Genomic DNA, 24,371 nt, shown 5'->3' with positions numbered 1-24,371 from the left:
CATAAGAAGCCGCCGGCACCCTGAACCGTCCCGCGTCCCGTTGGAAAGTCTCTTCGTCGAACGTCTCCCGATGGAGCGTTGCATTGAAACTTCGCCCCTTGGGTGGCGAACGTCAGGCTGCGAACCGGGTTCCCTCATCGCCGTCGAGCGCCCGCTCGAGCCAGTGCGCCGCGGAAATCAGCGACAGATGCGTGAGCGCCTGAGGGAAGTTCCCGAGATGCCTCCCGGATGGGCTGAGCTCTTCCGCGTAGAGGCCCACATGGTTGGCGTAGGAGAGCAGCTTTTCGAACAAAAGCCTTGCCCGCGGCAGATCGCCCGTCCGCGCCAAGGCCTCCACATACCAGAAGGCGCAGGTGGTGAAGGCACCTTCGCGCCCGGAAAGCCCGTCGACGTCCTCGGCGCCCTCCGCCTCGTCGTCGTAGCGCAGGACGAGGCAGTCTTTGACGAGCCGCTGCTCCACGGCACGCATCGTTCGCAGCCAGTAGCGGTCGCGGGGATTGATGAAGCGCACGAGCGGCATCAAGAGGACGGAGGCATCCACCGTCTTGGAGCCCATATACTGCACGAAGGCGCCGATTTCCTCGTCCCAGAACTCTTCCATGATGGAGCGATAGATGGTGTCGCGCTCCGCCCGCCAGGCTTCCACCGGCCCCGCCAGAGAATATTTCACCGCCATGCGGGCCGCGCGGTCGAAGGCCACCCATGACATCAGCCGCGAAGACAGAAATTCCCGCCTCGGTCCACGCACCTCCCAGATGCCCTCGTCCGGCCGACGCCAGTTCTCCTTGAGCCAGTCGAGCATCTTGACGATTTCCCGCCAGGCTCGGATCGAAGGCTGGCCGAGCGATTTCGCCGAGATATAGATCGTGTCCAAAAGCTCGCCGTAGATATCGAGCTGCAATTGCTCGTAGGCGGCGTTGCCGATCCGCACGGGCTGCGAATTCTGCCAGCCCTCCAGATGGTCGAGCGAAACCTCATTGAGATCGTGGCGTCCGTCCATGGCGTACATGATCTGCATCTCGCCATCGTCGCGCCCCTCGGTCAGACCGAGAAGGAAGGTCGTAAACTGATGCGCTTCCTCGTAGCGGCCGAGACGGGTGAACGCGTAGACGGAAAATGCCGCGTCGCGGACCCAGCAATAGCGGTAATCCCAGTTGCGGCTGTTGCCCGGCACTTCCGGCAGCCCGAAAGTGGCCGCCGCCGCGATCGAGCCGTGTTTCTGCGAGGAGAGGAGTTTCAGGACGAGCCCGGAGCGCACCACGACATCGCGCCAGCGCGACGGATAGTGACCCTTTGCCACCCAACCGTGCCAGAAATCGCTCGTTTCGACGAAGCTCCTCGAAACGTAATCGGCATCGATCGGCGGAGCGTCGGCGCGGCCGGGACAAAGCACGACGAAGGCGTGCTCACCCTCCTTCAAACGGAAACGCGCTTCGGCCGCCCCGTCCGAGATGCCGAGTTCGACACGGCTATAGAGGAAAAGCTGTCTTTCCCCATCGGAGAACTTGACCCCATACGGGATCGCCTCAGCATGCGTCGTGCCGCGCCCATAATCGAAGCGCGGCGCGCAGGAGAGCTCAAAATCGACATCGCCCTGGATCGCTTTCGCCCGCCGAACGATCCGTCCCGACCCGTCGAGCGGCATGAAGTCGGAGACCTCCGCCACGCTCTCGTCGCCCTGGAAGCGGGTGATGAGGATATTGGTGTCCGGCAGATAGAGCTGGCGCGAGCGAAGCCCGTCGCAGGCCGCATGCAGCTTGAAATGCCCGCCCTTCTCCCGGTCGAGGAGCGAGGCGAAGACGGTGGGCGAATCGAAATTCGGATAGCAGAAGAAATCGATCGTGCCGTCGAGCGCGACGAGCGCCGCCGTCTGCATGTCGCCGATGATGGCGTGATCTTCGATCGGCGTGAACGCGTTGTCTGTCATGTGGGGATGATACTTGAAGGTCGAGGAGCCGGCTTACTAGCCTAGCGCTCGCCCTCTCGCCGTCCAGTGCAGACGGACATTCTCCGACCGATAGGTTGAATACGGCCTTTCTGCTCAACCGAAAGCCGGTTGGCTTTCATCGCCCTTGCCATGTACTCCCCCAGGCTCCTGGTGGTGAAACATGCAACGCGAGAATCGCACCCGTCCTCCACGCGAAGTGACGGCATACGAAGTACCGGCCGCCGTCTCCGGCGGCAACGAACTGTCGTGGCTTGGCCATGCCGGCGCAACCGCCGTCCTGGCCTTGCCGCTAATCGGCGCACAGCTCGCCCAGATTACGATGAACGTCACCGACACGGTGATGATCGGCTGGCTGGGCGCGCGCGAGCTCGCCGCAGCGGTGCTTGCCACCCAGAGCTTCTTCCTCTGCTTCATGTTTGGCGTCGGCTTCGCCCAGGCCGCGCTGCCGCTCGCCGCCAATGCCGAGGGCCGTGGCGACCTGCGCGGCGTGCGCCGCTCGGTCCGAATGAGCCTATGGGTTCTTGGGCTCTACGGCGCAGCGATGATGATCCCGCTGTGGGAGATCGAGGCGATCCTCCTCGCCTTCGGCCAGGAACCGGATCTCGCCGCGATGGCGGCCGATTACATACATGTGGCCCAGTGGTCGATGTTTCCGAGCCTTTTGATCATGGGCCTGCGCTCGTATCTGACGGTGGTGGGCCGCGCCTATCTGGTGCTCGCCGTCATCATCGTCGGCGCGCTCGCCAATGCGCTTTTGAACTACGTCCTGATCTTCGGCCATCTCGGCGCCCCCGCGCTCGGCCTGGTGGGCGCGGCGATCGCCACCTTGGTGTCCAATCTGCTGATGGCGGGTCTGCTCGCAGCCTATTCGGCACAGGCGGAAGGGCTGCGCCGCTATGAACTCTATGTTCGGTTCTGGCGCCCCGACTGGTACGGCTTTCGCGAGATCGTGCGGCTGGGCTGGCCGATCGGCGCCACGATCATCGCCGAAGTCGGACTGTTCGCCGCCTCCTCGGTGATGATCGGCTGGCTCGGCGCCGTGCCGCTCGCCGCCCACGGGATCGCGCTGCAGATCTCCTCGATCACCTTCATGATTCCGCTGGGGCTGGCGAGCGCGGCCACGGTACGCGTCGGCCTGGCGTTCGGGCGAGCCGACAAGGTCGGGCTCGGGCGTGCCGGCACGGTCGCTCTGGTGATGGGCGCGGCGATCGCGGTCGGCGCCGCGATCACCTTCCGCCTGCTGCCGGAAGAGCTGATCGGGCTCTATCTCGACCCCGCCAATGTCAATGCCGACGAGGTGCTGGCCTATGCGGTACCGCTGCTCCTGGTGGCCGGGGTCTTCCAGATCGTCGATTCGCTGCAGGCGGTGGCAGCCGGCATCCTGCGCGGCCTCAAGGACACGCGGATGCCGATGATCATCGCCATCGTCAGCTACTGGGTGATCGGCACGCCGACCGCCTATGTCCTCGGCTTCGTCCTGGACTGGGGCGGCGTTGGAGTCTGGTGGGGTCTGGCTTCGGGGCTGGCCGCCGCGGCCGTGCTTCTGACGACGCGCTATCTGGGCCGCGAACGCCACGGCCTCGTCCGCTTCGAGCCGGCGTAACGGGACACACGCCACCGCCATCTGTGACGGTATCCCCCTCACCCGCGGCCGATTGAAGTTCGGGAACGGGCGAGAAAAAAAAGCGGCCGCTCGAAAGCGGCCGCAGCAACCTCATTCACGCGAAGCAATCAAGGCCACCAGCGAAACCCTGGCGGCCCAGAAAAGTCTCAGCTCGCCCGCATCTGATCGACGTGTTCCACGACGCCCTTGATCTCGTCGAGGATCGCCGGATCGTCGATCGTCGCCGGCATGCGGAAATCCTCGTGATCGACGATATGGCGCATCGTGGCACGAAGGATCTTGCCCGAACGCGTCTTCGGCAGGCGATGCACGACATGCACCGTCTTGAAGGCGGCCACCGGTCCGATCTCCTCGCGCACCAGACGGATGCATTCCTTCTGGATCTCCATCGGGTCGCGGTCGCGTCCCGCCTTCAGGACGACGAAGCCCATCGGCATCTGCCCCTTGAGCGCATCGGCGGCACCGATGACGGCGCATTCGGCGACGTCCGGATGGTTAGAGAGCACCTCCTCCATCGCGCCCGTCGACAGGCGATGACCGGCGACGTTGATGATGTCGTCGGTGCGCGACATGACGTAGACATAGCCCTCGTCGTCGAGCATGCCGGCATCGGCCGTCTTGTAATAGCCCGGGAACTCCAGGAGATAGCTCTCCTTGAAGCGCTCATCGGCGTTCCACAAGGTGGGCAGGCACGCCGGCGGCAGCGGCAGTTTGACGACGATGTTGCCGAGCGTGTTCGCGCCGACCGGATGGCCGGCATCGTCGAGGATCTCGATCTTGTAGCCCGGCATGGCGACCGTCGGCGAACCGTACTTGACCGGCAACAGGCCGAGACCGGCGGGATTGGCGGCGATCGCCCAGGCCGTTTCCGTCTGCCACCAATGGTCGATCACCGGCACGCCGAGCTGGTCCTGCGCCCAGCGGATCGTATCCGGATCGGCGCGCTCGCCCGCCAGAAACAGCGTGCGCATCTGGCTGAGATCGTAGCGGCCGACATGCTCGCCCTGCGGATCTTCCTTCTTGATCGCGCGGAAGGCCGTCGGTGCCGTGAAGAGCGCGGACACCTTATGCTCCTCGATGACGCGCCAGAAGACGCCGGCATCGGGTGTGCCGACCGGCTTGCCCTCGAAGACGATCGTCGTGCAGCCGTGCAGAAGCGGCGCGTAGACGATGTAGGAATGGCCGACGACCCAGCCGACATCGGACGCGGCCCAGAAAACCTCGCCCGGATCGATGTCGTAGATCGCCTTCATCGACCATTTCAGCGCCACCATGTGCCCGCCATTGTCGCGCACGACGCCCTTGGGCCGTCCGGTCGTGCCGGAGGTGTAGAGGATGTAGAGCGGATCGGTCGCCGCGACCGGCACCGGCGGCACTTTCGTGCCGGCATTCTTGGCCGCCTCGACGAGCTCCAGGTAATCGTAGTCGCGCCCTTCGGTCAGCTCGCACGGGCCCTGCTCGCGCTGCACGACAAGGCAGAACTCCGGCTGGTGGCGGGCAATGTCGAGCGCATGGTCGAGAAGCGGCTTGTACTTCACCACCCGGTTCGGCTCGATGCCGCAGGAGGCGGAGATGATCGCCTTCGGCTCGCAATCGTTGACGCGCGTCGCAAGCTCGTTTGCCGCGAACCCGCCGAAGACCACCGAATGTACGGCTCCGAGCCGGGCGCAGGCGAGCATGGAAAAAAGCGCCTCGGGCACCATCGGCATGTAGACGATGACGCGGTCGCCCTTCTCGACGCCCTTCTCGCGCAGCACAGCGGCGAGAGCCTCCACCTCGGAGAGGAGCTCCTGATAGGTGATCGTGCGTTTCGCACCGGTGATGGGGCTGTCGTAGATGATCGCCGGCTGGCCGGGACGGCCTCGCTCCACATGCCGGTCGACGCAATTGTAACAGGTGTTGGTTTCGGCACCGGCAAACCAGCGCCCATACATGCCCATCTCGGGATCGAAGATCTTATCGGCCGGCTTCGACCAGTCGATCTCTTCGCCGGCTTTGGCCCAGAAGGCTTCCGGATCCTCTTCCCAGGACTTGTAAACCTCGTGATATCGGCTTGTCATATGTGTTTCCTCCCCGTCAATTGGTACATTCCGCTGGCTCGGCCGACAATCACCTCCTGGTAGCTCCGGCCTTGCCGCACCCTCTCGTCCGATTGCCGTCCGCTTAGCGAACGACAAAGACGGAAATCTCGCTATGCGTCGCGAGATAGCCGGCACGCGAAGAGAAAACGTGCTCGGCGAAACCGGGCACATGCGAAGCCATGACGACGAGATCGGCGCCCGTCTCATGAACCTGCTCGCTCAACGTCTGGTCTAGATCTCGCGCCGGATCGTGGCTTGTCACCGCCTTGGCTTCAAATGTAACGCCGTGCTTATCGCTCTGCCGAGCTGCGAATTCACTAAGTCTTTCGGCGAACTCTGCCGGATTATGTGAAAGAGAGCCGGGAAGGGCAGACGAGACACCCACCAGTATGAGGCGCGAGCCGTATTGTTTGGCAAGGCCCGCGGCAGCCTCCAGAGCTCGATCGAGCTTGTCGGCATGGGCAAGATCCGCAGGCACGAGAATGGTCCGAAACATCTTAAGCCTCCCTGGTCGTGCTGTCCCTAAGCCTAGGTCATGTGGGCCAGAAAGAAACGCGGCTCGACGAGGCGCCGTTACGCACACACCGGCGCGGCATCCTGTCTCGGCCCCGCATCTCTCCCGCGGACAATTTTTCAGACCGCTCCGCCGCAAGCTTCTTTGGAGGATATCGAAACCCCGCCATCAGGTTTCGTTTGCCGAGGCCTGAGCCTCTCCCTATATCTCGCCTTCGCGCGGCTGCCCGGTTCGACAGGAGTCACATTCCCCGGGGCCTTATCGATCTCGAAGGGAGCTGTCCCTGGTCTCGCCCGTGGGCTTGACCAAAACGGCGCCCACCTACTTTGTAGGTTTCCCGGGATCGTACACTCCACCGGCCATGGCGGCCGCGCTCTCAACCCCCTTCCTCGTCGATTTTTCTCATGGACGTCTCCTCAGCCAAGGCCAAGCTTCGCACGCAGGCATTGCTGCGGCGCGCAGCCCTCGGCGAGAGCGAGCGGCGCCTGCGCTCCGCCCACGCTGTCCGCCACATCGAAAAGCTCTTGCGCCCCGAAGAGACGGTGGCGCTTTTCTGGCCGATCCGCGACGAGATCGATCCGCGCCCGCTCCTGCCGCTGATCGCGGCACAGGAGGGCACAGCGGCTTTGCCGGCAATCGTCGAGAACCGCCTCGTCTTCCGCCATTTTCTCGATGAAGAAGGCCTCGAGGCCGGCACTTTCGGCACGAGGCATCCCTCGCCCCATCACGGCGAAGCGATGCCCGATCTGATCGTTGCGCCGCTCGCAGCCTTCGATCGCGCCGGCGGGCGGATCGGCTATGGACGCGGCTATTACGACACTGCATTGGCCGAGCTGCGGGAGCGCGGTCACGCACCTCGTCTTGTGGGGCTCGCCTTCTCGTGTCAGGAGGTCGATATTGTTCCCATGGAAGACCACGATATCCCCCTGCCCCTCATCGCCACCGAAGACGAGCTCATCGACACCACCGCCAAGCCCACGGAGGCCCTGTGAGGATCCTGTTTCTCGGTGACGTTATCGGCCGCTCCGGCCGCAAGGCAGTCCGACATCACCTCCCCTCCATGGTCGAGCGCTGGAAGCTCGATTTCGTCGTCGTGAATGGCGAGAACTCCGCCGGCGGCTTCGGCATCACCGAAAAGATCTTTCAGGAGCTTCTCGACGCGGGCGCCGATTGCATCACCACGGGCAACCACGCCTTCGATCAGAAGGAAGCACTCGTTTTTGCCGAACGGCAGGAGCGGTTCCTGCGTCCGCTCAACTATCCGCCGCAGACGCCGGGCCGCGGCGCCAACATTTATACGGCCCGTTCCGGTGCGCGCGTCCTCGTCATCAACGTCATGGGGCAGCTCTTCATGACCGCCCTCGATGACCCGATCGCCGCCGTGGAGCGGGAAATCGCTGCGATGCCGCTCGGCCGCGACTGCGACGCCATCATCGTCGATTTCCACGCCGAAGCGACGAGCGAAAAGCAGGTCATGGCGGCTTTCCTCGACGGCCGGGCGAGCCTCGTCGTCGGCACGCATACGCATGTTCCGACCGCCGATTACCGCATTCAGCCTGGCGGCACGGCCATGATGACCGACATCGGCATGTGCGGCGATTACGATTCCATCATCGGCATGCAGAAAGACGAACCTCTGCACCGCGCTGTGACGAAAATTTCTTCCGGCCGTCTCGGGCCTGCCATGGAAGAAGCGACCTTGTCGGGGATCGCCGTCGACGTCGATGATACGACCGGGCTGGCGAGGAAGGTCGCGGCCGTGAGGCTCGGGCCGCATCTGGAACGATCCGTACCGACCTTCTGGGACGACGAAGACTGAGCGAGCACTCGCCGCCCCCCGGGCCGGTCGTCGAGAGAAAGGCGCGTAAAATGGTCGACCTGCCTTTGCACGGGCGCTGCTTTTGCGGCGCCGTTCGCTTTGAGGCGAAAAGCGAACCCCTTCAGGTCTCATGGTGCCATTGCCGCGACTGCCGGCGTCAGACCGGCGCGCCCGCCGTTGTCTGGGCCGGGTTTCCGAGCGATCTCGTCGTCTGGCACGGCGCCCCGAAAGACAGGCAATCCTCTCCGGGTGTCACCCGCTCCTTCTGCGCCGATTGCGGCACGCCCTTGACCTATCTGGATTCTCGCCTGCCCGGCGAGATCTACATCCATGCCGGGCTCTTCGACGAGGCCGACCGCCTCTCGCCGGACCGCCACGCCTATGTGACGGCCAAACTCTTCTGGCTGCATCTCGACGACACTCTGGCGAAATACGACGACGACACCCGCCACCGCCCGGACGCGCCCCACCCCTGACGCCGCATCCCCGGCAATTCCGCGGCTGAGCAGGCGGACGTTGCGATCGCCACGCCGGCGCAAGCGTTTTGGCGCTATGATGGTTGGAGCAAAAGCCGGAACACCCAGAAGGACGCCCGCAGAACACCCTGCCGGAACGCCCGAGGAGAGGTAAGCGCAGCGTCGTGCCGATCTATACAGTCACTCACCTCACGACCTATCGCTACCGGAAGCGGGTCGGCTTCGGGGAGCATCGCATGATGTTCCTGCCGCGCGAGGGGCACGATCAGCATCTCCTCTCCTCCACGCTCACCATCACGCCGGAGCCGGTCAGCCTGCGCTGGCACGACGATGCGCTCGGCAACCGTGTCGGCGTCGCACGCTTCAGTGGCGGCAGCAATTCCGTCCTCGCCCCGTCGCTCGTCTTCGAAAGCGTCATCCGCGTCGCCCATTTCCGCGCGCATCCCGCCGGCATCAATCTCGACGAGGAGGCGCGCTTCCTGCCGGTTTCGCTCAGCGACGAGGACAAGGAGGATCTGCGCCCCTTCCTTGTCCGCCGCTATCCCGACCCCGACGGCACATTGTTGCGCTGGGCGGAAAGCTTCCTCGACCCGTCGGAGCCGCTTCCGACCTTCGAGCTTCTGACCGCGATGATCCACGCGATCCGGCACGACCATGCCTATAGTCGGCGCGACCACGGCATCCAGGACCCCGCCGAAACGCTCACGCTGCGCAGCGGCACCTGTCGCGATTTCACAGAATTGATGATCGAGGCTTTGCGCGCCCTCGGCCTGCCCGCACGCTTCGTCTCGGGCTATCTCTACGTGCCGGCCCGCGACAGCCACGACATCCATGGCGGCGGCGCCACCCATGCCTGGGTGCAGGTCTATCTCCCCGGCGCCGGCTGGATCGACATCGACCCGACCAATGCCATCCTCGGCAATGAAGGTTTGATCCGCATCGCCGTCGCCCGCGACCCGAGCGAAGCCCTGCCCCTGTCGGGCTCGTATCTCGGCATGCCGGACGACGATCTCGGCATGGAGGTGATGGTCAAAGTCGAGCGTGAGGATGAAGGGTGAAGTTTGCCTAAAATTGCGCCCGCTTCCGCGGGAACCGCACGACCCTCCAACCACTTGAGGTTAAATGAAGATCAGAGCCGGTTTTGAAATCGAATACGAGTGCCAGCAGCCGACTCCGATGCTGCTTGCCCTGTCGGTGCATCCCTCGCGGCTCCGAGACCTTGAAACCCCGCACCATATCACCTTCGAACCGGAGATCCCCTCGCGCGATTACCGTGATGATTTCGGCAACATCTGCACCCGCATCGTGGCGCCGGCCGGGCTTTTGCGCATGTCGACGCAATTCACCATCCGCGACGATGGCCTGCCCGACGAGGTCGCGCCCGACGCCCGCCAGACACCGGTCGACGAACTCCCCGACGACGTGCTCCTCTTCCTTCTCGGCAGTCGCTACTGCGAGACGGACCGGCTGACCGATCTCGCCTGGTCGCTCTTCGGGCACGTCCCGCAAGGCTGGCGGATGGTCGAAGCCATCTGCGACTACGCCCACGAGCGCATCACCTTCGATTATCTGAAGGCCGATCCGATGCGCAGCGCCGTGAACGGCAATTACGAGCAGACGGGCGTGTGCCGCGATTTCGCCCATCTCGCCGTCGCCCTGTGCCGCTGCATGAATATTCCCGCCCGCTATTGCACGGGCTATCTCGGCGATATCGGCGTGCCGGAAGATCCGAACCCGATGGATTTCAGTGCCTGGTTCGAGGCCTATCTCGACGGTCGCTGGTACACGTTCGATGCCCGCCACAACCATCCGCGCATCGGGCGCATCCTCATGGCGCGCGGGCGCGATGCGACCGACGTCGCGATCTCCACGAGTTTCGGCGCCTCGCGTCTCGCCGGTTTCAAGGTGATCACCGAGCAAATCGTCGAAGAGGCCGCCGCCTGAAATCCGCGCCGGCCGGTCATGCAATCCAGCCTCCCGCTTTGAAGAACCCCGATCGGGCCTTATGTGCACCGCAACGGAAACAACGGGAGTTCCCCCATGCTCGACACACCAGCGAAGACGAACCTGCCGACGAAACGCTTCGGCCGCACCGATATGAACATCACCCGCGTCGGCTTCGGCGCCTGGGCGATCGGCGGTCCCGACTGGGCCGTCGGCTGGGGCGCGCAGGACGATTCCGAATCCGTCGCCGCCATCCGTCACGCCGTATCCCGCGGCATCAACTGGGTCGACACCGCCGCCGTCTACGGCCTCGGCCATTCCGAAGAGGTGGTGAAGAAGGCGCTCGCCGATGTCCCGGCCAGCGAACGCCCCTATGTCTTCACCAAATGCGGTCTCGTCTGGGACGAGAACGACCGCAAAAAAATGCCGGAGCGCATCGGCGCCGCCGACAGCTTGCGCCGCGAGGTGGAAGCCTCTCTGAAGCGCCTCGGCGTGGAGCGCATCGATCTTTACCAGATGCACTGGCCGGCCAATGACGGCACGCCGGTGGAAGAATACTGGCAGACGCTTCTGGAGCTGAAAAAGGAAGGCAAGATCCGCGCTGCGGGCCTCTCCAACCACAATGCCGAGCAGCTGCAAAAGGCCGAGGCCGTTGGCCATGTCGACACGCTGCAGCCGCCGTTTTCGGCGATCAAACGCGAGGTGGCAGAAAAGGAACTGCCCTGGTGCGATGCACATGAGACGGGCGTCATCGTCTATTCGCCGATGCAGTCGGGTCTCTTGAGCGGTCGCTTCAGTGTCGAGCGCGCGCGGGCCCTGCCGGCAGACGATTGGCGCTCCAGAAACCCCGACTACACTGGCGAAAAGCTTGAAAAGAACCTGGCGCTTGCCGACAGCCTGAAGCCGATCGCGGACAAGCACGGCACCACGGTGCCGGCCGTCGCCGTTGCCTGGACGCTCGCCTGGCCGGGCGTCACCGGGGCCATCGTCGGCGCCCGCAATCCGGGTCAGGTCGATGGCTGGATCGATGCGGCAACGCTCGAGCTGACCAAAGACGATCTCGCTGACATCGCCAAGGCCATCGAAACGACCGGTGCCGGCACCGGCCCGGCCATGCCGCAGGCCTGAACGATGTCAGCCACGAAAACGAAACTCCTCGGACTGCCCGGGAGCCTTCGCCGCGAGAGCTACTCCCGCGCCGTTCTGCAGGGCCTCGCGGCAGACAATGATGGCACGGTCGAACTTCAGATCGGCCATGTCGATCTGCCGCTCTACAATGCCGATCTCGATGGCGACGACGCACCGGAGGCGGTGCGCGAATTCCGTGAGGCGGTCGCGGCAAGCGATGGCCTCGTCATCGCCACGCCAGAATACAATCACGGCATTCCGGGCGTCTTGAAGAACGCCCTCGATTGGGCCTCCCGCCCGCGCGGATCGTCCTCTCTCATGGGCAAGGCGGTTCTGGTCGTCTCTGCCTCACCCGCCTTCACGGGCGGCGTCAGGGCGCAGGCGCAGCTCAACGAGACGCTCCACGCCGCCGAATGTCGGCTCGTCGGCGGGCCGCAGATCGTCATCGGCAATGTCGGAGACAAGGTGCGCGACGGTCGTCTCGTCGACCCCGCCATCCTCGATTTCGCCCGCGAGGGGCTGAAGCGCCTGCAAGCCATGATCGCAGGCTGACACCCGCAGGGAGGGAGCGCCTGAGGGCGCTCCCTCCAAACCTCTCTCCCGCGGCCTCGCGCCTCGCTTGCGCCTTGAAATAATTGCCTTTATCTGCCCCGAACGCGGACTGGCGGATGAGGACGATGAGCGAGCTGCAGATCCGGGATCAAAACGAGGCCGACCGCACCGCCGTCAAGGAAGTGGTGCGACAGGCCTTCCTTCATAAGCCGTACGCGGCGGGCACCGAAGCCTTCATCATCGACGCTCTATGGACGCGCGGCATGGCGACGATCGCCCTCGTCGCGGAAGCCGATGGCCGCATCCTCGGCCAGGCCGCCTTCTCGCCCGTCACCATCACCGGCAGCGACGGTCAGGTGACAACTGGCTGGCACGGGCTCGGTCCCATCGCCGTCCTTCCGGAGGTGCAGAAGAAGGGCGTCGGCTCGGTGCTGATGGAAGTTGGCCTGACGAAGCTGCGCGCGCTCGGCAGCAAGGGCTGCCTGCTCGTCGGCGATCCGGCTTATTACGAGCGCTTCGGCTTCGAAAATCTGCCGCAGCTTCAAATTCCGGGCGTGCCGCCGGAAAACCTGCTCGCTCTTCCCTTCACCGACACTCTGCCCGCCGGCGAGATCGTCTTCGACGAGGCCTTCCAGGCGACCTCGTAGAGCACTCGGGCTAGGCCCGCTCGGCGCCGACCATCGCCTCCTGCAGCAACTGCGCGCTGTAAGGCTTGCGCACTTTGTGCGTGACGTCGAAAGGCGCGGGCAGTGCCGCCTGCTCGCCGTAGCCGGTCGCGAATGCAAAGGGCACACCCATCTCCGCCAGCCGCTCGGCGATTTCGAGGCTCGTCTCCGCGCCGAGATTGACGTCGAGAAGCGCGAATTCCGGCGCCTGACGCTCGATCTCCTTCAGCGCATCCCTCACGCCGCTCGCGGTGCGGACATTTCCGACACCGAGCGACAGAAGCATCTGTTCGGTGTCGAGCGCGATGATCATGTTGTCTTCGACGACGAGAACGTCCGTCGGAAGGGCGATCTCCCCCTCGTTGGCCCTGACGGCCTCTTTCACTGTGTCCACGACGATCTCGCTGCGTTGAAAATGTTTGGGCGGAATGACGAAGCGCGCCTTGAGCCCCGTCAGTTCGTAATCGACTTTCGCCTCGCCGCCGAGGTCGTGCACGATCGACTGCTCGATCACCGTGGAGCCGAAGCCGTAGCGTCTCGGCGGCTTGACCGGTGGGCCGCCGCGCTCGCCCCAATCGATGACGAGCCGGCCGAACGTATCGAAATCGGTCATGATGTCGATCTGGCCGCGGCTGTCCGACAGCGCGCCATATTTCGCCGAATTGGTGATGAGCTCGTGGATGACGAGAGCGACGGTCGTAAACGCCTCCGGCTGCACGAGCACGTCGGAGCCGGTCAGCACGACCCGGTCGGCCTTGCCGCCCAGATAAGCGCCCGCCTCCGTCGTCACCAGATTGCGGAATGAAGCCGGGCTCCAATCGTCCGAGGTGATCTGGTCATGCGCACGCGCCAAAGCCTGGATGCGTCCACCGACGACTTCCGTAAAGGCTTCGATGCTGGTCGCGTCCTTGCTCTGGTTGATGACGCCGCGAATGAGGCTCAGGATATTGCGGACGCGATGGTTGAGTTCGGCGATGAGGAGCTTTTGCCGCTCCTGCGCGCGGCGGCGCTCCGCTTCCGTCAGATTGGACAATTGGAGGATGACTTCCAGAAGGCTGACGCGCAGGCCCTCGGCGATCCGCTCCTCCACCGGCGACCACGGCATCGACTGTCCGCTCACCGTCTCCTTCCACATCTCGAAGCTCTTGCGCGGCGTGAGCCGCGCCCCGAGCGGTCCGACGCTCACCGGTTTTTCGGGATTTCCCGCCCAATTGACGCTGCGCGTCACCTCCTTGCGGAAGAAGACGAGATAATCGCCCGGCTGCCGAGACAGGGGCACGACGAGCATGCCGGCGGCACGATCTGAGAAGCGCCGTGCGGGTTCGTATTTCGCCCCGATCTCGTGCTCGGCGCACACCGCGTTCACGCCCCTGTCGCGCAGATACCCCGCAAGCCCGGCAAAGTCGTCTTCATTTGGGGTCAGGCCCCGCAACGTGGCGCGCCCCTCCACCCACAGGCCGATGCCGTCGCAGACGAGAAGGTCGGCGATCTCGTCGAGATGGTCGACGATGCTCTCAAACCGCGTCGCTTCGGTCGCCATCACGGCGACGAGCTGATTGTGCAGCTTGCTGGAGCGCTCCTCATATTCGGCTTCGGTCTGGCGCTCGCGGTTTTCCACCAGAAGCGAGAACATCTGACCGAAGAGTTCCGCCGCCGTCCGCCGCTCGAAGGTGACGTGATGCGGCGCGTAATGATGGCAGGCGAACAAACCCCACAGACGGCCTTCGCGCAGGATCGACACCGACATGGAGGCATCGACGCCCATATTCTGCAGATATTCGATATGAATGGGCGACACGCTGCGCAGAATGCTCATCGACAGATCGAGTGGCTCACCGTTGCGGTCGAGCGCCGGCTCGACGGGCGACGGCTCCGCCGAGATATCCGGGATGATCCGCAGCCAGTTCTTCTCGTAGAGAATGCGCGCCTGGCGCGGGATATCGGTCGAGGGATAGTGCAGCCCGAGAAACGAGCCGATGCCGGAGCGCGCCGATTCCGCGATCACCTCGCCCGACCCGTCATGATCGAAACGGTAGATCATCACCCGATCGAAGCCGGTCAGAGCCTGCATTTCGCGCGCGGCGATGCGGTAGAAATTCCTCAGATCCTCGGTGCGCTGCAGTCGCGCCACCATGCCCCGCACCATGGCGGCTGCATTGGCGGCGGGCTCGGCCACGGAGCGTTCGCACTCCACGACCACCTCGTCGCCGGAGAGATGCACCGCCATGTCGCAGACGAGGCCAGCTTCCGTGACTGTCACGCCGAAGGCGCGCGCCACTGTCTCGCCCATCACCGCGCCCTGCAGATTGTTGCGGATCGTGTGCACGGCCTGCCCGAGAAAGACCTGGTCGATCGGCAGACCGACGAGCTCCTCGCCCAGACGTCCGAGCCACTCCGCCGCGTTGCGCGAGACGCGCGTCACCACCCAGCTCGAGCGCGACACAGCCACGAGGAATCCGAACGGCTGTACCGCCCCGAGAAGATGGATCGGCTCGCGATCGCAATTCGTAAGATCGACTTCGAATTGGGTCGGATCAGACATGGGCGAGCACTCGGTCGGCCTTTGCAACGCTCTCTGCTGCCGCATCGAAAAGCGCGAAGACGGCTTCGGCGCCCTTCACAGCCTCGTCCGGCGCGTCGTGCACGGCGGCCGATTCCTCCAGTCTTTCGACGAAGCTCGGCCACAATTTCCGGCCTTCGCCGTGACGAAGAAACCGTGAGGCCACCTTCATCCGCGGGCCCGCCTCGGCGAGGATGTCTCGTGTCAGGATCTTCGCGCCGAGGCGCGAGCCTTCCAGCACATAGACCGCCCCCAGCATGAAGGCTTCGCCGTGCATTTCAGGCGCAGAAACGGGTTGCGGGCGCTCCGCCCCAAGAATTTGGATGTCGTCGAGAAGCACCGCACTCCGCCGGCGTTCGTCCCAGTCTGGAAGCAGCGCCTCGATGCCGGCAATCTCCAGCGTCTCTTCGACGGGGAGGATCGCGGCCGCATTCGCGCGCAGAAACGAAGCATACCCCGTCTCGCCTTGAACGAGCATCGGATTGAGACGCGCTTCGACCTCGGCATGAAGCTCGGCCGTAGCGGCGTGCAGAAGAGCGCGGACAGACCTCAATGAAAGAATTTCCTAACGAACAGTCGGGTGCAACCGCATCACGTGCCACTGGCTGTTACGCCCAGATGCGGTGGGCGGAGCGAATCTGACGCACGAATTCGGCCAGCTCTGGGCCGCTAGCAAGCACGAACTCCGCCCCGCTGTCTGTTCACTTGTGAACACAAGGCAGGGCAAGGATACCTATTTACCCGCAAAGGGCTCGAAAAACCGGCCTTTTGCGGGGTTTACTCATCCTCCCGGGCGTCCTGCGGGGGTGACAGCGCTCTGCAAAGAGGCAACAAGCTCGCCTCCAGATGCGACGGAGTGCGGCACAATCGCCACACATCATGGGTTGCGCTGTGTTCACTACCACACATAAAACCGGGAAACTGAGACACGCGCGGGACGAGCGCCAATGTTACACGATCCGGCCCGGGAGACTTCGGCGGAGACGCGCCCCCTCAACAATCTCCTGAAGGTGCTGAAGGACGAAGATTACGCCCTTCTCGCACCGCATTTCCAGCTGCTGCACCGCAACAGCGACCATGTCATGTACAATCCGGGCGATAACGTCGACATCGTCTACTTTCCGTGCGGACCGGCGCTCGCCTCGTTTCTCGTCGCCAACGAGGACGGCGAAGACACCGAGACCATTCTGATCGGCCGCGAAGGCGCCGTCGGCGGCATTGTCAGCGCCGGCCGTCTCCCCGCATTTTCCCGCATCATCGTCAAATTCGAAGGCCCGTTCGTCGCCCTGAAGCTCTCGGAGCTCGAGGCGGCGAAGCAGCAATCGCGGGCGGTGCGGCACCTCTTTGCGCGCTACGCCGATTGCCTGGTCGCACAGATGCTGCAATCGATCACCTGCAATGCCATTCATTCCGTCGACCAGCGGGCGGCGAAATGGATCGTCGCGACGATGGAGCGGACAGGCGACCACATCGTTCCGCTGACGCATGAGCAGCTCGCCCGCATGCTCGGCGTCGGTCGCTCCTATACGAGCCGCGTCATGCAGACCTTCAAGGCGGAAGGCATTCTGGAAACGCAGCGCGGCTCGCTGCTGGTGCGCGATCATTCCGCGCTCCATGCACGCTCGTGCAAGTGCAACGATGCCGTCAAACATCATTTCGACGCCGTTCTCAAAGACGTCTATCCGGAGCCCGACCAGGAGGCCAATTGAGGGCTACGGCCGTGCGCCTTGGTCACCGCGCCGAAAACGGCGACGAGAGGCCGAACCCCGGCCAGTCGATCCATCGCCGGCCGCCGCTCGAAAGACCAGGCGATCAATTTAGCCGGCGTCCCTCCCGCCGATTGAGCCGCGCCTGCAAGCGGGCTATGGCCTCTTCTCTTCCTGCCGGGTGACCCAGAACCATGAAAAATTCGGAACGGCGCATCAGCCGCTTCATCTTGGCTGCAATCGTCGGCGGCTTTCTCGTGCTGCTTGCCGCAGGCGTCAGCTTTCTGGTCGTGCTGCGCCAGACCCAGGTCAGTGCGGAATGGGTCGTGCACACGCAGGAAGTCGCCGCAAGCCTTGCCGAGCTCGGCGCTGCGCTCGAACGCTCGGAGACGGCGCGGCGCGGCTATCTTCTCTCGGCGGACGAGCGTTTTGCCAACGCCTTCGAAGAGCTCGCCGGCGAGATCGAGACCCGCATGGATGCGGTCGAAGCCCGCATTACCGACAATCCCGAACAGCAGAAGCGCCTCGAAGCCCTGCGGGAACTCGTCGCAACCCATCTCGCCTATGCCCGCGACACGCTTCAAAATCGCCGCCAGAGGGCAGGCGCCGCGGCCGGCACGACGACGTTCGATGACGAGGATATCGCTGTCATCCGCCGGGCTCGCGCCGCAGCCGCCGATATGCTGCAGGCGGAAGAGGCTCTGCTGGTCGAGCGGCGCGCCCGCCAATTCCGCAACGTGCAGCTCTCTTATGTCGTGCTGGCGCTATCGAGCATCATCTTCGTGGCTCTCGCAGGGGGCACGATCTGGGCGACGCGCCGCAACGTGCATGCCCTGACGACCGCCGGCGAGCGCTTGCAGCTCCTCAACGAAGATCTGGAATCGGCTGTCGGCGAGCGCACGGCGGAATTGCAGCGGGCGAACGACGAGATCCAGCGCTTCGCCTACATCGTCTCCCACGATCTGCGCTCACCGCTCGTCAACGTCATGGGATTCACCAGCGAGTTGGAGGTGGCGATCAAGCCCCTGACGGAGTTGATCGCAAAAGCCCGCGAAGAGGCGCCCGACCTCGTCACCGAAGAGGTGCGGCAGACGATCGAGGAGGATCTGCCCGAGGCCATCGGCTTCATCCGCTCGTCGACGCAAAAGATGGACCGCCTCATCAACGCCATCCTGCATCTGTCGCGGGCCGGACGCCGGGTTCTGTCGCCGGAAAAAATCGACATGAACGGCCTCGTCTCCGGCATCGCCGACACGCTGCAGCACCGCCTGCAGGAGCTCGACGCCGAGATCCGCATCGAGCAGATACCGACTTTGGTGACCGATCGCCTGGCGATCGAGCAGATCATCTCCAATCTCGTGGAAAACAGCGTCAAATATCTGAAGCCCGGGCGCCCCGGCCTCATCAAGGTGCGGGGCCGCCAGCAATCCGGGCGCATCATCATCGAGGTCCAGGACAACGGACGCGGCATCGATCCGAAGGATCACGAGCGCATCTTCGACCTCTTCCGCCGTTCCGGATCGCAGGATCAGCCGGGCGAAGGCATCGGGCTCGCACATGTCCGTGCTTTGGCCTACCGCCTGGGTGGAACGATCGAGTGCGATTCGACGCTTGACGAAGGCGCAACCTTCCGCCTTTCAATGCCGCCAGAATTGCAGAAAGCGTAGGAACCCGTCGTGTCGAGCCATCAACCGGTCACCATCATCATGATCGAAGACGATGAGGGGCATGCGCGTCTCATCGAAAAAAACATCCGGCGCGCAGGCGTCAACAACCCGGTCCGCCATTTCGTCGAGGGAACGGCCGCGGTCGAATTCCTCTTCAACAGCCCCGAGGGCCCGACCCATAATGGCCCGGCACTGGTGCTTCTCGATCTCAACCTGCCCGACATGAGCGGCACCGACATCCTGATAAGGATGAAGGAGGAAACCAGTCCTCTCCGCCGCACGCCCGTCGTGGTTTTGACGACCACCGACGACAAGATGGAGATCGAGCGCTGCTACGATCTTGGCGCCAACGTCTATATCACCAAGCCCGTCGAGTACGAATCCTTCGCCCAGGCGATCCGTCAGCTCGGCCTGTTCATTTCGGTTATCCAGGTTCCCGAACCCGAAATCGAAGCCTGATTTACCCCTTGAAGACCGGATGAAATGCCCCGCATTCTCTATATCGACGACGACGAGGGGCTACGGCGCCTGACGCGCCGCGCGCTTGCCCGCCGAGGTTACGAACTCACCACCGCCGGAAGCGCTGACGAAGGTCTCGCCCTTCTTGAGAAAGACAGGTTCGATCTCGTCGCCATCGACCATTACATGCCCGGCAAGACGGGGCTCGACGCGCTTCCTCTCATCAACGCGCTGCCCTCGCCTCCTCCGGTCGTCTATGTCACCGGCTCGGAGGAGAGCTCCATCGCGGTGGCGGCTCTCAAGGCCGGCGCCCAAGACTACGTCGTGAAGACCGTCGGTGAGGAATTCTTCGACCTTCTCGCCTCCTCCTTCGCGACGACGCTTGAACATCAGCGTCTGATCGCGGCCCAGCATGAGGCGGAGCACGCACTCAAAGCCTCCAATGAGCGCCTCTCGGCGCTTCTGCGCGAGGCCAACCACCGCGTCGCCAATTCGCTCCAGATCGTCTCTTCCTTCATCCAGATGCAGGCCAACGCCGTCGAGGCGGAAGAGGCGAAGATCGCGCTCAAGGACACCCAGCAGCGCGTCTATGCGATCGGCCAGGTGCATCGCCGGCTCTACACCTCGCAGGACATCAACAGCGTCGACATGGGCGACTATCTGAGCGCGCTCACCGCCGGCCTGGAAGAGACCTGGTCGAGCGAGACCGCGGCGCGGCGCGTCCATCTCACCACCGACGGGCTGCGCCTCACCACCGATCAGGCCGTCTCGCTGGGCGTCGTCGTCAACGAGCTCGTCTCCAATGCCTGCAAATACGCTTATGGAGAGGAAGAGGACGGCGACATCCGCGTCGATCTCACGACCCTGCCGGGCGGCTTCCGCCTCAGCGTCGAGGACGACGGCAAAGGCTTCAACGGCACAGCAACCCCCACCGGCACGGGTCTCGGCACCAAGCTCGTCACCGCCATGGCGAGGAGCCTGAATGCCGAGATGTCTTATGAAGGCGGGCCACCGACCCGTATTCTGCTGGTCAAAACGGCGTAGAGCCGGAGAGCGCCCCGCCCACGGTTTCCTTCACCGCCCGCGGTTTTCACCGATTATCGAGCTGTGCCCGCACGCTGCGGCGGCCCCGTTCAGAAATCTGATAGGGCGCGCCGCCGCGCGATTCGATCAGCCCCTTCGACAGAAGCCGGGAAAAGACCGGCAAGGTGCAATCGGAGAGCACGAAACCGTCGCGGGTAAAACAGGTGACGTGGGTGATCTTGCGACCACCGCTTCGTTCATGACGAATGCGTCCGCCCTGAGCGAGCGCGTGCAACACGCGCTGCTCGAACTTCGAGATATTCATGGAAAATGCCTGGATCGGAGAAAGCACGGGGCAGAGCGCGCACGCCGCCCTCAGGCCGCGCCCGTTCGTTCTGCCGCTTCGCGTCTCCACCTGGATAAACGTCCAGGGGAGCCTCAGAGGGCTCTGACAATCTCCAGCATCAAGGCTCCATCGCGCGGCAAAACCCCGCGCGTTGCCTCAGCACCTACTCACAGGCATCAATTGCGGCAAGTGACCGCTATGCCGCAGGCGCAAAATGCGGCGCGGCGACAGTCGATCGTCTCCTTCCCCACCTAGACGCCTTCGCCACTCCCCATTATATCCTCCGTTCCCCAGAGACATTCACGACAAGACGCAGGTAAAACCGCAATGGCGGGCCATTCACAGTTCAAGAACATCATGCACCGCAAGGGCCGCCAGGATGCGGCCCGCTCCAAGCTGTTCTCCAAATTGTCGAAGGAGATCACCGTCGCCGCCAAGGTCGGCGATCCCGATCCGAATTCGAATCCGCGCCTGCGCCTGGCCGTGCAGAATGCCAAGGCGCAGTCGATGCCGAAGGACAACATCGAGCGTGCGATCCAGAAGGCGACCGGCGGCGACGGCGACAATTACGAAGAGATCCGTTACGAGGGCTATGGCCCGGGCGGCGTCGCCTTCATCGTCGAGGCGATGACCGACAACCGCAACCGCACGGCCGGCGCGGTGCGCTCCTATTTCGCCAAGAACGGCGGCTCGCTCGGTGAAACCGGCTCCGTCGCCTTCATGTTCGAGCGTGTCGGCGAGATCTATTACCCGGCCTCCGCCGGCGACCCGGAGAAGGTGCTCGAAGCCGCGATCGAAGCCGGCGCGAGCGACGTCGAAAGCGACGAGGAAGGCCACACCATCCTCACCGAGTTCGAGGATCTGGGCGACGTCTCCTCCGCGCTTGCCGAAACGCTCGGCGATGCGGAATCCGTGCGCGCCATCTGGAAGCCGCAGACCCTGACACCGGTCGACGAAGAAAAGGCCGGCACGCTGATGAAGCTCATCGCCACGCTCGAAGACGACGACGACGTGCAGAACGTCTATGCGAACTTCGACGTCGATGCAGATGTCATGGAGCGGCTCTCCGCCGCCTGAGCATCTGAGAAACGCGGCTTCGGAAAGACCGCGCCAAAATCAGCAGCCGGCGTCCGGCCGGCTGCATTGCACGCTTACCGCAGCACCCCGTCGAAGGCGGGCGAAGCCATGATGGCGGCGGCGACGATGAGGCCGAGCGCCACCCTCCGGAACACTTTTTCGGAGGCAAAGCCGAACATCTTCTGTCCGAGAATGAGCGCGACGAAATAGACGGGCGCGGCGACCGCCGCACGTATCAGCGCGTCTTCGCTGAAGATGCCGTTCGCCCAGAACGACAACCCCGTGATCACCGTCGACAGCGCGAAGAAGACGATGAGATTGGCGCGGATTTCCGCTGCCGCCTCGTGCCCGCTCATCCAATAGACGACGACCGGCGGCCCGGAGAGCTGCGTCGCACCGCCGAGAAGCCCCGACAGCATGCCGACGCCGAAAGCGGAGGCGGGACGCCGTGGCCCGGTGAAGCGCAGGCCGGAGCCGAGCAGGACGACGAGCGCGAGAACCACCCCCGACATGCCCCAGCGCAAGACGAGCGGATCCGCGGTCGCAAGGAGATAGGCGCCGAAGGGCGCGCACAGCGCCACACCGCCTGCCGCCGGCAGGACGGAGCGGTAATTGCACACACGCAAAGCCGGAATGAGGATGGGAAGCGTCGGCAGGGAATCGATCGCCCACAAGACGATGACCGCGGCGCGAGGTCCGATCAGAGATCCTGCAAAGGGGACGAAGACGAGGCCGGCGCCGAACCCGGCAAAGCCTCTGACGGTGCCGGCAACGAGCACCACCAGGGTCAAAGAAAGGGTGGCGGATCACCCGCCACCGTCAGAATTTTCTCCACAAGCCCTCCCGAAAACTCAGCTGCTCACAACTGAGCTCACGCGGGATCAGGTGACGTCGCTCGACTTCAAATTCTTGAGCTTGGCGAAAACCGAATCCGGATCGATGTCGGGCTCGCGCTCGTGTCCGGTATCGCTTTCGGAAGGCTGCGGACGGCGCGTCGTCTCTTCCGCGGACAGAAGGCGTGCGCCCTCTTCTTCCACGGCCGGGGCGTTTTTCGCCGCTTTGCGGACTTCGAGGTCGAGTTCGAGCTGCGAGCACAGGCCGAGCGTGACGGGATCGGCCGGCTGCAGATTCGCCGAGTTCCAATGCGTGCGCTCGCGGATCGCCTCGATCGTCGGCTTCGTCGTGCCGACGAGACGGATGATCTGCGAATCCTTCAGTTCCGGATGGTTGCGCACCAGCCACAAAATGGCGTTCGGCCGGTCCTGCCGCTTGGAAACGGGCGTGTAGCGCGGTCCGCGCCGCTTCGTCTCCGGCACGCGCACTTTGGAGACCAGGATTTTCATCCGATAGGTCGGATCGCGTTCGGCCTTTTCGATCTCATCGCGCGCCAGCTGTCCGCCGATCACCGGATCGATCCCCTTGATACCCTGGGCGGCGTCACCATCGGCGATCGCTTTGACTTCGAGAGGGTGCAGCCGGCAGAAATGTGCGATCTGCTCGAAGGTGAGCGAAGTATTGTCGACCAGCCATACGGCGGTCGCTTTCGGCATCAGAGGCGTTGACGCCATGGCATGATCCTCCTGTGTTCTCTGCCGGAGTGTCTCCGGCAGAGCGTGATTCACGTCGGTGGACGGGAAGTTGCCCGACATATACGGGCACCCGGCGAAGCACGCAATGCGCCGTTGCGATAAGCTTGAGGTCGCAAAGCTATGCGCGCGGATCGACTTTCAAGACGATCTTGCCGACATGTTCAGCATCAATCATCTGGTGCGCTTCCACGACATCGGCAAATGGCACCACCGCGTGAATGACCGGCGTGTAGCGTCCAGCCGCGATCGCCGGCCACACCGTTTCCTCCAGCATGCGCGCGAGTTCGGCCTTCGCGTCCACCGATTGCGGCCGCAAAGTCGAGCCCGTCAGGATGAGCCGTTTCTGCATGATCAGCGCGAGATCGACCTCCGCGCGCTGCCCTTTGAGAAAGGCGATCTGCACGATCCGTCCGTCGACCGCCGCCGCCTGCAAATTGCGCTGCGTATAGCTGCCACCGACCATATCGAGGATGACGTCAGCGCCGTCGCCGCCGGTGAACTCGCGCACCACCTCGACGAAATCTTCGCTGTTGTAATTGATCGCCCGGTCGGCACCGATGCGCCTCGCCGCCTCGCAGCGTTCATCCGACCCCGCCGTCACCAGAACATGGGCGTTGAAGGCTTTGGCGAGCTGGATCGCCGTCGTGCCGATGCCCGACGTGCCGCCATGAACGAGGAGCGTCTCGCCGGGCCTGAGCGAGCCGCGCTCGAAGACATTGTGCCAGACGGTAAAAGTCGTTTCCGGCAAGGCCGCGCCTTCGATGAGCGACAGGCCTTGCGGCAGCGGCAGAGCGTTCGTCTCCGCCACCGTCGCATATTCGGCGTAGCCGCCGCCTGGCAGAAGCGCCACCACCGCATCGCCGATGCTGAAGCGTTCCGCGCCCTCGCCTGCCGCCACCACATGACCGGAGATTTCGAGCCCCGGAATATCGGAGGCCCCTTTCGGCACGGGATAGCGGCCGAGCCGCTGCAGGACGTCCGGCCGGTTGATGCCCGCCGCTGCGACCTTGACGAGAAGCTCGCCTTCTCCCGGCTGCGGCACGGCGCGCTCTTCGAGCGCCAGCACCTCCGGCCCGCCCGGCTCGGTGATGGCAACGGCTTCCATCGTCTGCGGAATGTTCATGCATCCTCCCCACAATCTGCCGTGAACCTAGCGCGTGGAAGTCGGATTTTGAATGGGTGAAGCGCCGACA

23 protein-coding genes and 1 other RNA gene are annotated in these 24,371 nt (G+C 64.0%); 15 read left to right on the top strand and 9 right to left on the bottom strand.

The genetic code is table 11. From position 1 onward, the window contains the following. Nucleotides 1-112 precede the first annotated feature (112 nt). Complete coding sequence (locus EO094_RS04055) at nucleotides 113-1,927, bottom strand: glycoside hydrolase family 15 protein (protein WP_128291002.1); 1,815 nt, start codon at nucleotides 1,925-1,927, stop codon at nucleotides 113-115. 181 nt (nucleotides 1,928-2,108) lie between these two features. Here EO094_RS04055 and EO094_RS04050 point away from each other — a divergent pair, with 181 nt between their 5' ends. After that, on the top strand, nucleotides 2,109-3,551 hold the full coding sequence (locus tag EO094_RS04050) for an MATE family efflux transporter (RefSeq protein WP_128291001.1): 1,443 nt from the start codon (nucleotides 2,109-2,111) through the stop codon (nucleotides 3,549-3,551). Nucleotides 3,552-3,718: 167 nt separating this feature from the next. On the opposite strand, the gene EO094_RS04045 is transcribed toward EO094_RS04050, so the two are convergent. Both EO094_RS04045 and EO094_RS04040 read right to left on the bottom strand, forming a co-directional pair. Next, on the bottom strand, nucleotides 3,719-5,632 hold the full coding sequence (locus EO094_RS04045; protein WP_128291000.1) for a propionyl-CoA synthetase: 1,914 nt from the start codon (nucleotides 5,630-5,632) through the stop codon (nucleotides 3,719-3,721). A gap of 103 nt (nucleotides 5,633-5,735) precedes the next feature. Beyond that, on the bottom strand, nucleotides 5,736-6,149 hold the full coding sequence (locus EO094_RS04040) for a universal stress protein (RefSeq protein WP_128290999.1): 414 nt from the start codon (nucleotides 6,147-6,149) through the stop codon (nucleotides 5,736-5,738). A gap of 234 nt (nucleotides 6,150-6,383) precedes the next feature. Between EO094_RS04040 and ssrS the strand changes: the two genes are divergently transcribed. The 9 genes from ssrS (at nucleotide 6,384) to EO094_RS03995 (ending at nucleotide 12,733) form a co-directional block, all read left to right on the top strand. After that, a non-coding RNA gene (gene ssrS, locus EO094_RS04035) (6S RNA) lies at nucleotides 6,384-6,542 on the top strand. A gap of 29 nt (nucleotides 6,543-6,571) precedes the next feature. Further along, nucleotides 6,572-7,159, top strand: a complete 588-nt coding sequence (locus tag EO094_RS04030) for a 5-formyltetrahydrofolate cyclo-ligase (protein ID WP_128290998.1) — start codon at nucleotides 6,572-6,574, stop codon at nucleotides 7,157-7,159. Continuing rightward, nucleotides 7,156-7,986 (top strand): TIGR00282 family metallophosphoesterase, encoded by an 831-nt coding sequence (locus tag EO094_RS04025; RefSeq protein ID WP_128290997.1) that lies wholly within the window; start codon nucleotides 7,156-7,158, stop codon nucleotides 7,984-7,986. The genes EO094_RS04030 and EO094_RS04025 overlap by 4 nt, the downstream gene beginning before the upstream one ends. Nucleotides 7,987-8,036: 50 nt before the next feature. Next, a complete protein-coding gene (locus EO094_RS04020; protein ID WP_128290996.1) occupies nucleotides 8,037-8,462 on the top strand; it encodes a GFA family protein in 426 nt (141 codons plus the stop codon). Between the two features lie 164 nt (nucleotides 8,463-8,626). Next, complete coding sequence (locus EO094_RS04015; RefSeq protein WP_128290995.1) at nucleotides 8,627-9,520, top strand: transglutaminase family protein; 894 nt, start codon at nucleotides 8,627-8,629, stop codon at nucleotides 9,518-9,520. Between the two features lie 64 nt (nucleotides 9,521-9,584). Further along, the gene (locus EO094_RS04010) at nucleotides 9,585-10,406 is read left to right on the top strand and encodes a transglutaminase-like domain-containing protein (protein ID WP_128290994.1); all 822 of its coding nucleotides are present in this window, start codon (nucleotides 9,585-9,587) and stop codon (nucleotides 10,404-10,406) included. 96 nt (nucleotides 10,407-10,502) lie between these two features. After that, nucleotides 10,503-11,534 carry an aldo/keto reductase gene (locus EO094_RS04005; protein WP_205649813.1) on the top strand — a complete coding sequence of 344 codons (1,032 nt, stop codon included), beginning with the start codon at nucleotides 10,503-10,505 and terminating at the stop codon, nucleotides 11,532-11,534. Nucleotides 11,535-11,537: 3 nt separating this feature from the next. Continuing rightward, nucleotides 11,538-12,086, top strand: a complete 549-nt coding sequence (locus EO094_RS04000; protein WP_128290993.1) for an NADPH-dependent FMN reductase — start codon at nucleotides 11,538-11,540, stop codon at nucleotides 12,084-12,086. A gap of 125 nt (nucleotides 12,087-12,211) precedes the next feature. Then, complete coding sequence (locus tag EO094_RS03995) at nucleotides 12,212-12,733, top strand: GNAT family N-acetyltransferase (RefSeq protein WP_128290992.1); 522 nt, start codon at nucleotides 12,212-12,214, stop codon at nucleotides 12,731-12,733. A gap of 10 nt (nucleotides 12,734-12,743) precedes the next feature. Here the strand turns inward: EO094_RS03995 and EO094_RS03990 are convergent, their stop codons facing one another. Together EO094_RS03990 and EO094_RS03985 are read right to left on the bottom strand one after the other, a co-directional pair. Continuing rightward, entirely contained in the window at nucleotides 12,744-15,293 is a 2,550-nt protein-coding gene (locus EO094_RS03990) for an HWE histidine kinase domain-containing protein (RefSeq protein WP_128290991.1), read from the bottom strand. Further along, nucleotides 15,286-15,864, bottom strand: coding sequence for a biliverdin-producing heme oxygenase (locus EO094_RS03985; RefSeq protein WP_128290990.1), 579 nt, complete (start codon nucleotides 15,862-15,864; stop codon nucleotides 15,286-15,288). The genes EO094_RS03990 and EO094_RS03985 overlap by 8 nt, the downstream gene beginning before the upstream one ends. Before the next feature lie 394 nt (nucleotides 15,865-16,258). Here EO094_RS03985 and EO094_RS03980 point away from each other — a divergent pair, with 394 nt between their 5' ends. The 4 genes from EO094_RS03980 (at nucleotide 16,259) to EO094_RS03965 (ending at nucleotide 20,187) form a co-directional block, all read left to right on the top strand. Beyond that, complete coding sequence (locus EO094_RS03980) at nucleotides 16,259-17,020, top strand: Crp/Fnr family transcriptional regulator (protein WP_128290989.1); 762 nt, start codon at nucleotides 16,259-16,261, stop codon at nucleotides 17,018-17,020. A 191-nt stretch (nucleotides 17,021-17,211) separates the two neighbouring features. Continuing rightward, nucleotides 17,212-18,684 carry a sensor histidine kinase gene (locus tag EO094_RS03975; protein WP_128290988.1) on the top strand — a complete coding sequence of 491 codons (1,473 nt, stop codon included), beginning with the start codon at nucleotides 17,212-17,214 and terminating at the stop codon, nucleotides 18,682-18,684. A 39-nt stretch (nucleotides 18,685-18,723) separates the two neighbouring features. Beyond that, nucleotides 18,724-19,143: a response regulator gene (locus EO094_RS03970; RefSeq protein WP_205649856.1), complete on the top strand. Its 420-nt coding sequence runs from the start codon at nucleotides 18,724-18,726 to the stop codon at nucleotides 19,141-19,143. Between the two features lie 24 nt (nucleotides 19,144-19,167). Then, on the top strand, nucleotides 19,168-20,187 hold the full coding sequence (locus EO094_RS03965) for a histidine kinase dimerization/phosphoacceptor domain -containing protein (RefSeq protein ID WP_128290986.1): 1,020 nt from the start codon (nucleotides 19,168-19,170) through the stop codon (nucleotides 20,185-20,187). Nucleotides 20,188-20,233: 46 nt separating this feature from the next. Here the strand turns inward: EO094_RS03965 and EO094_RS03960 are convergent, their stop codons facing one another. After that, nucleotides 20,234-20,491, bottom strand: coding sequence for a YjhX family toxin (locus EO094_RS03960; protein ID WP_128290985.1), 258 nt, complete (start codon nucleotides 20,489-20,491; stop codon nucleotides 20,234-20,236). A gap of 348 nt (nucleotides 20,492-20,839) precedes the next feature. On the opposite strand from EO094_RS03960, the gene EO094_RS03955 reads away from it, so the two are divergent. Next, entirely contained in the window at nucleotides 20,840-21,589 is a 750-nt protein-coding gene (locus EO094_RS03955; RefSeq protein WP_128290984.1) for a YebC/PmpR family DNA-binding transcriptional regulator, read from the top strand. A gap of 74 nt (nucleotides 21,590-21,663) precedes the next feature. On the opposite strand, the gene EO094_RS03950 is transcribed toward EO094_RS03955, so the two are convergent. The 3 genes from EO094_RS03950 to EO094_RS03940 form a co-directional block, all read right to left on the bottom strand. Then, nucleotides 21,664-22,371, bottom strand: a complete 708-nt coding sequence (locus EO094_RS03950) for a sulfite exporter TauE/SafE family protein (RefSeq protein ID WP_246008423.1) — start codon at nucleotides 22,369-22,371, stop codon at nucleotides 21,664-21,666. Between the two features lie 99 nt (nucleotides 22,372-22,470). Then, nucleotides 22,471-23,157, bottom strand: coding sequence for a DUF1013 domain-containing protein (locus EO094_RS03945; RefSeq protein ID WP_092815458.1), 687 nt, complete (start codon nucleotides 23,155-23,157; stop codon nucleotides 22,471-22,473). Nucleotides 23,158-23,296: 139 nt separating this feature from the next. Beyond that, nucleotides 23,297-24,301, bottom strand: a complete 1,005-nt coding sequence (locus tag EO094_RS03940) for an NAD(P)H-quinone oxidoreductase (RefSeq protein WP_246008356.1) — start codon at nucleotides 24,299-24,301, stop codon at nucleotides 23,297-23,299. Between the last annotated feature and the right edge of the window lie 70 nt (nucleotides 24,302-24,371).

It is taken from the genome of Afifella aestuarii (genome assembly GCF_004023665.1).
GTDB lineage: Bacteria > Pseudomonadota > Alphaproteobacteria > Rhizobiales > Afifellaceae > Afifella > Afifella aestuarii.
This window is presented reverse-complemented; position numbering and strand designations above follow the sequence as displayed.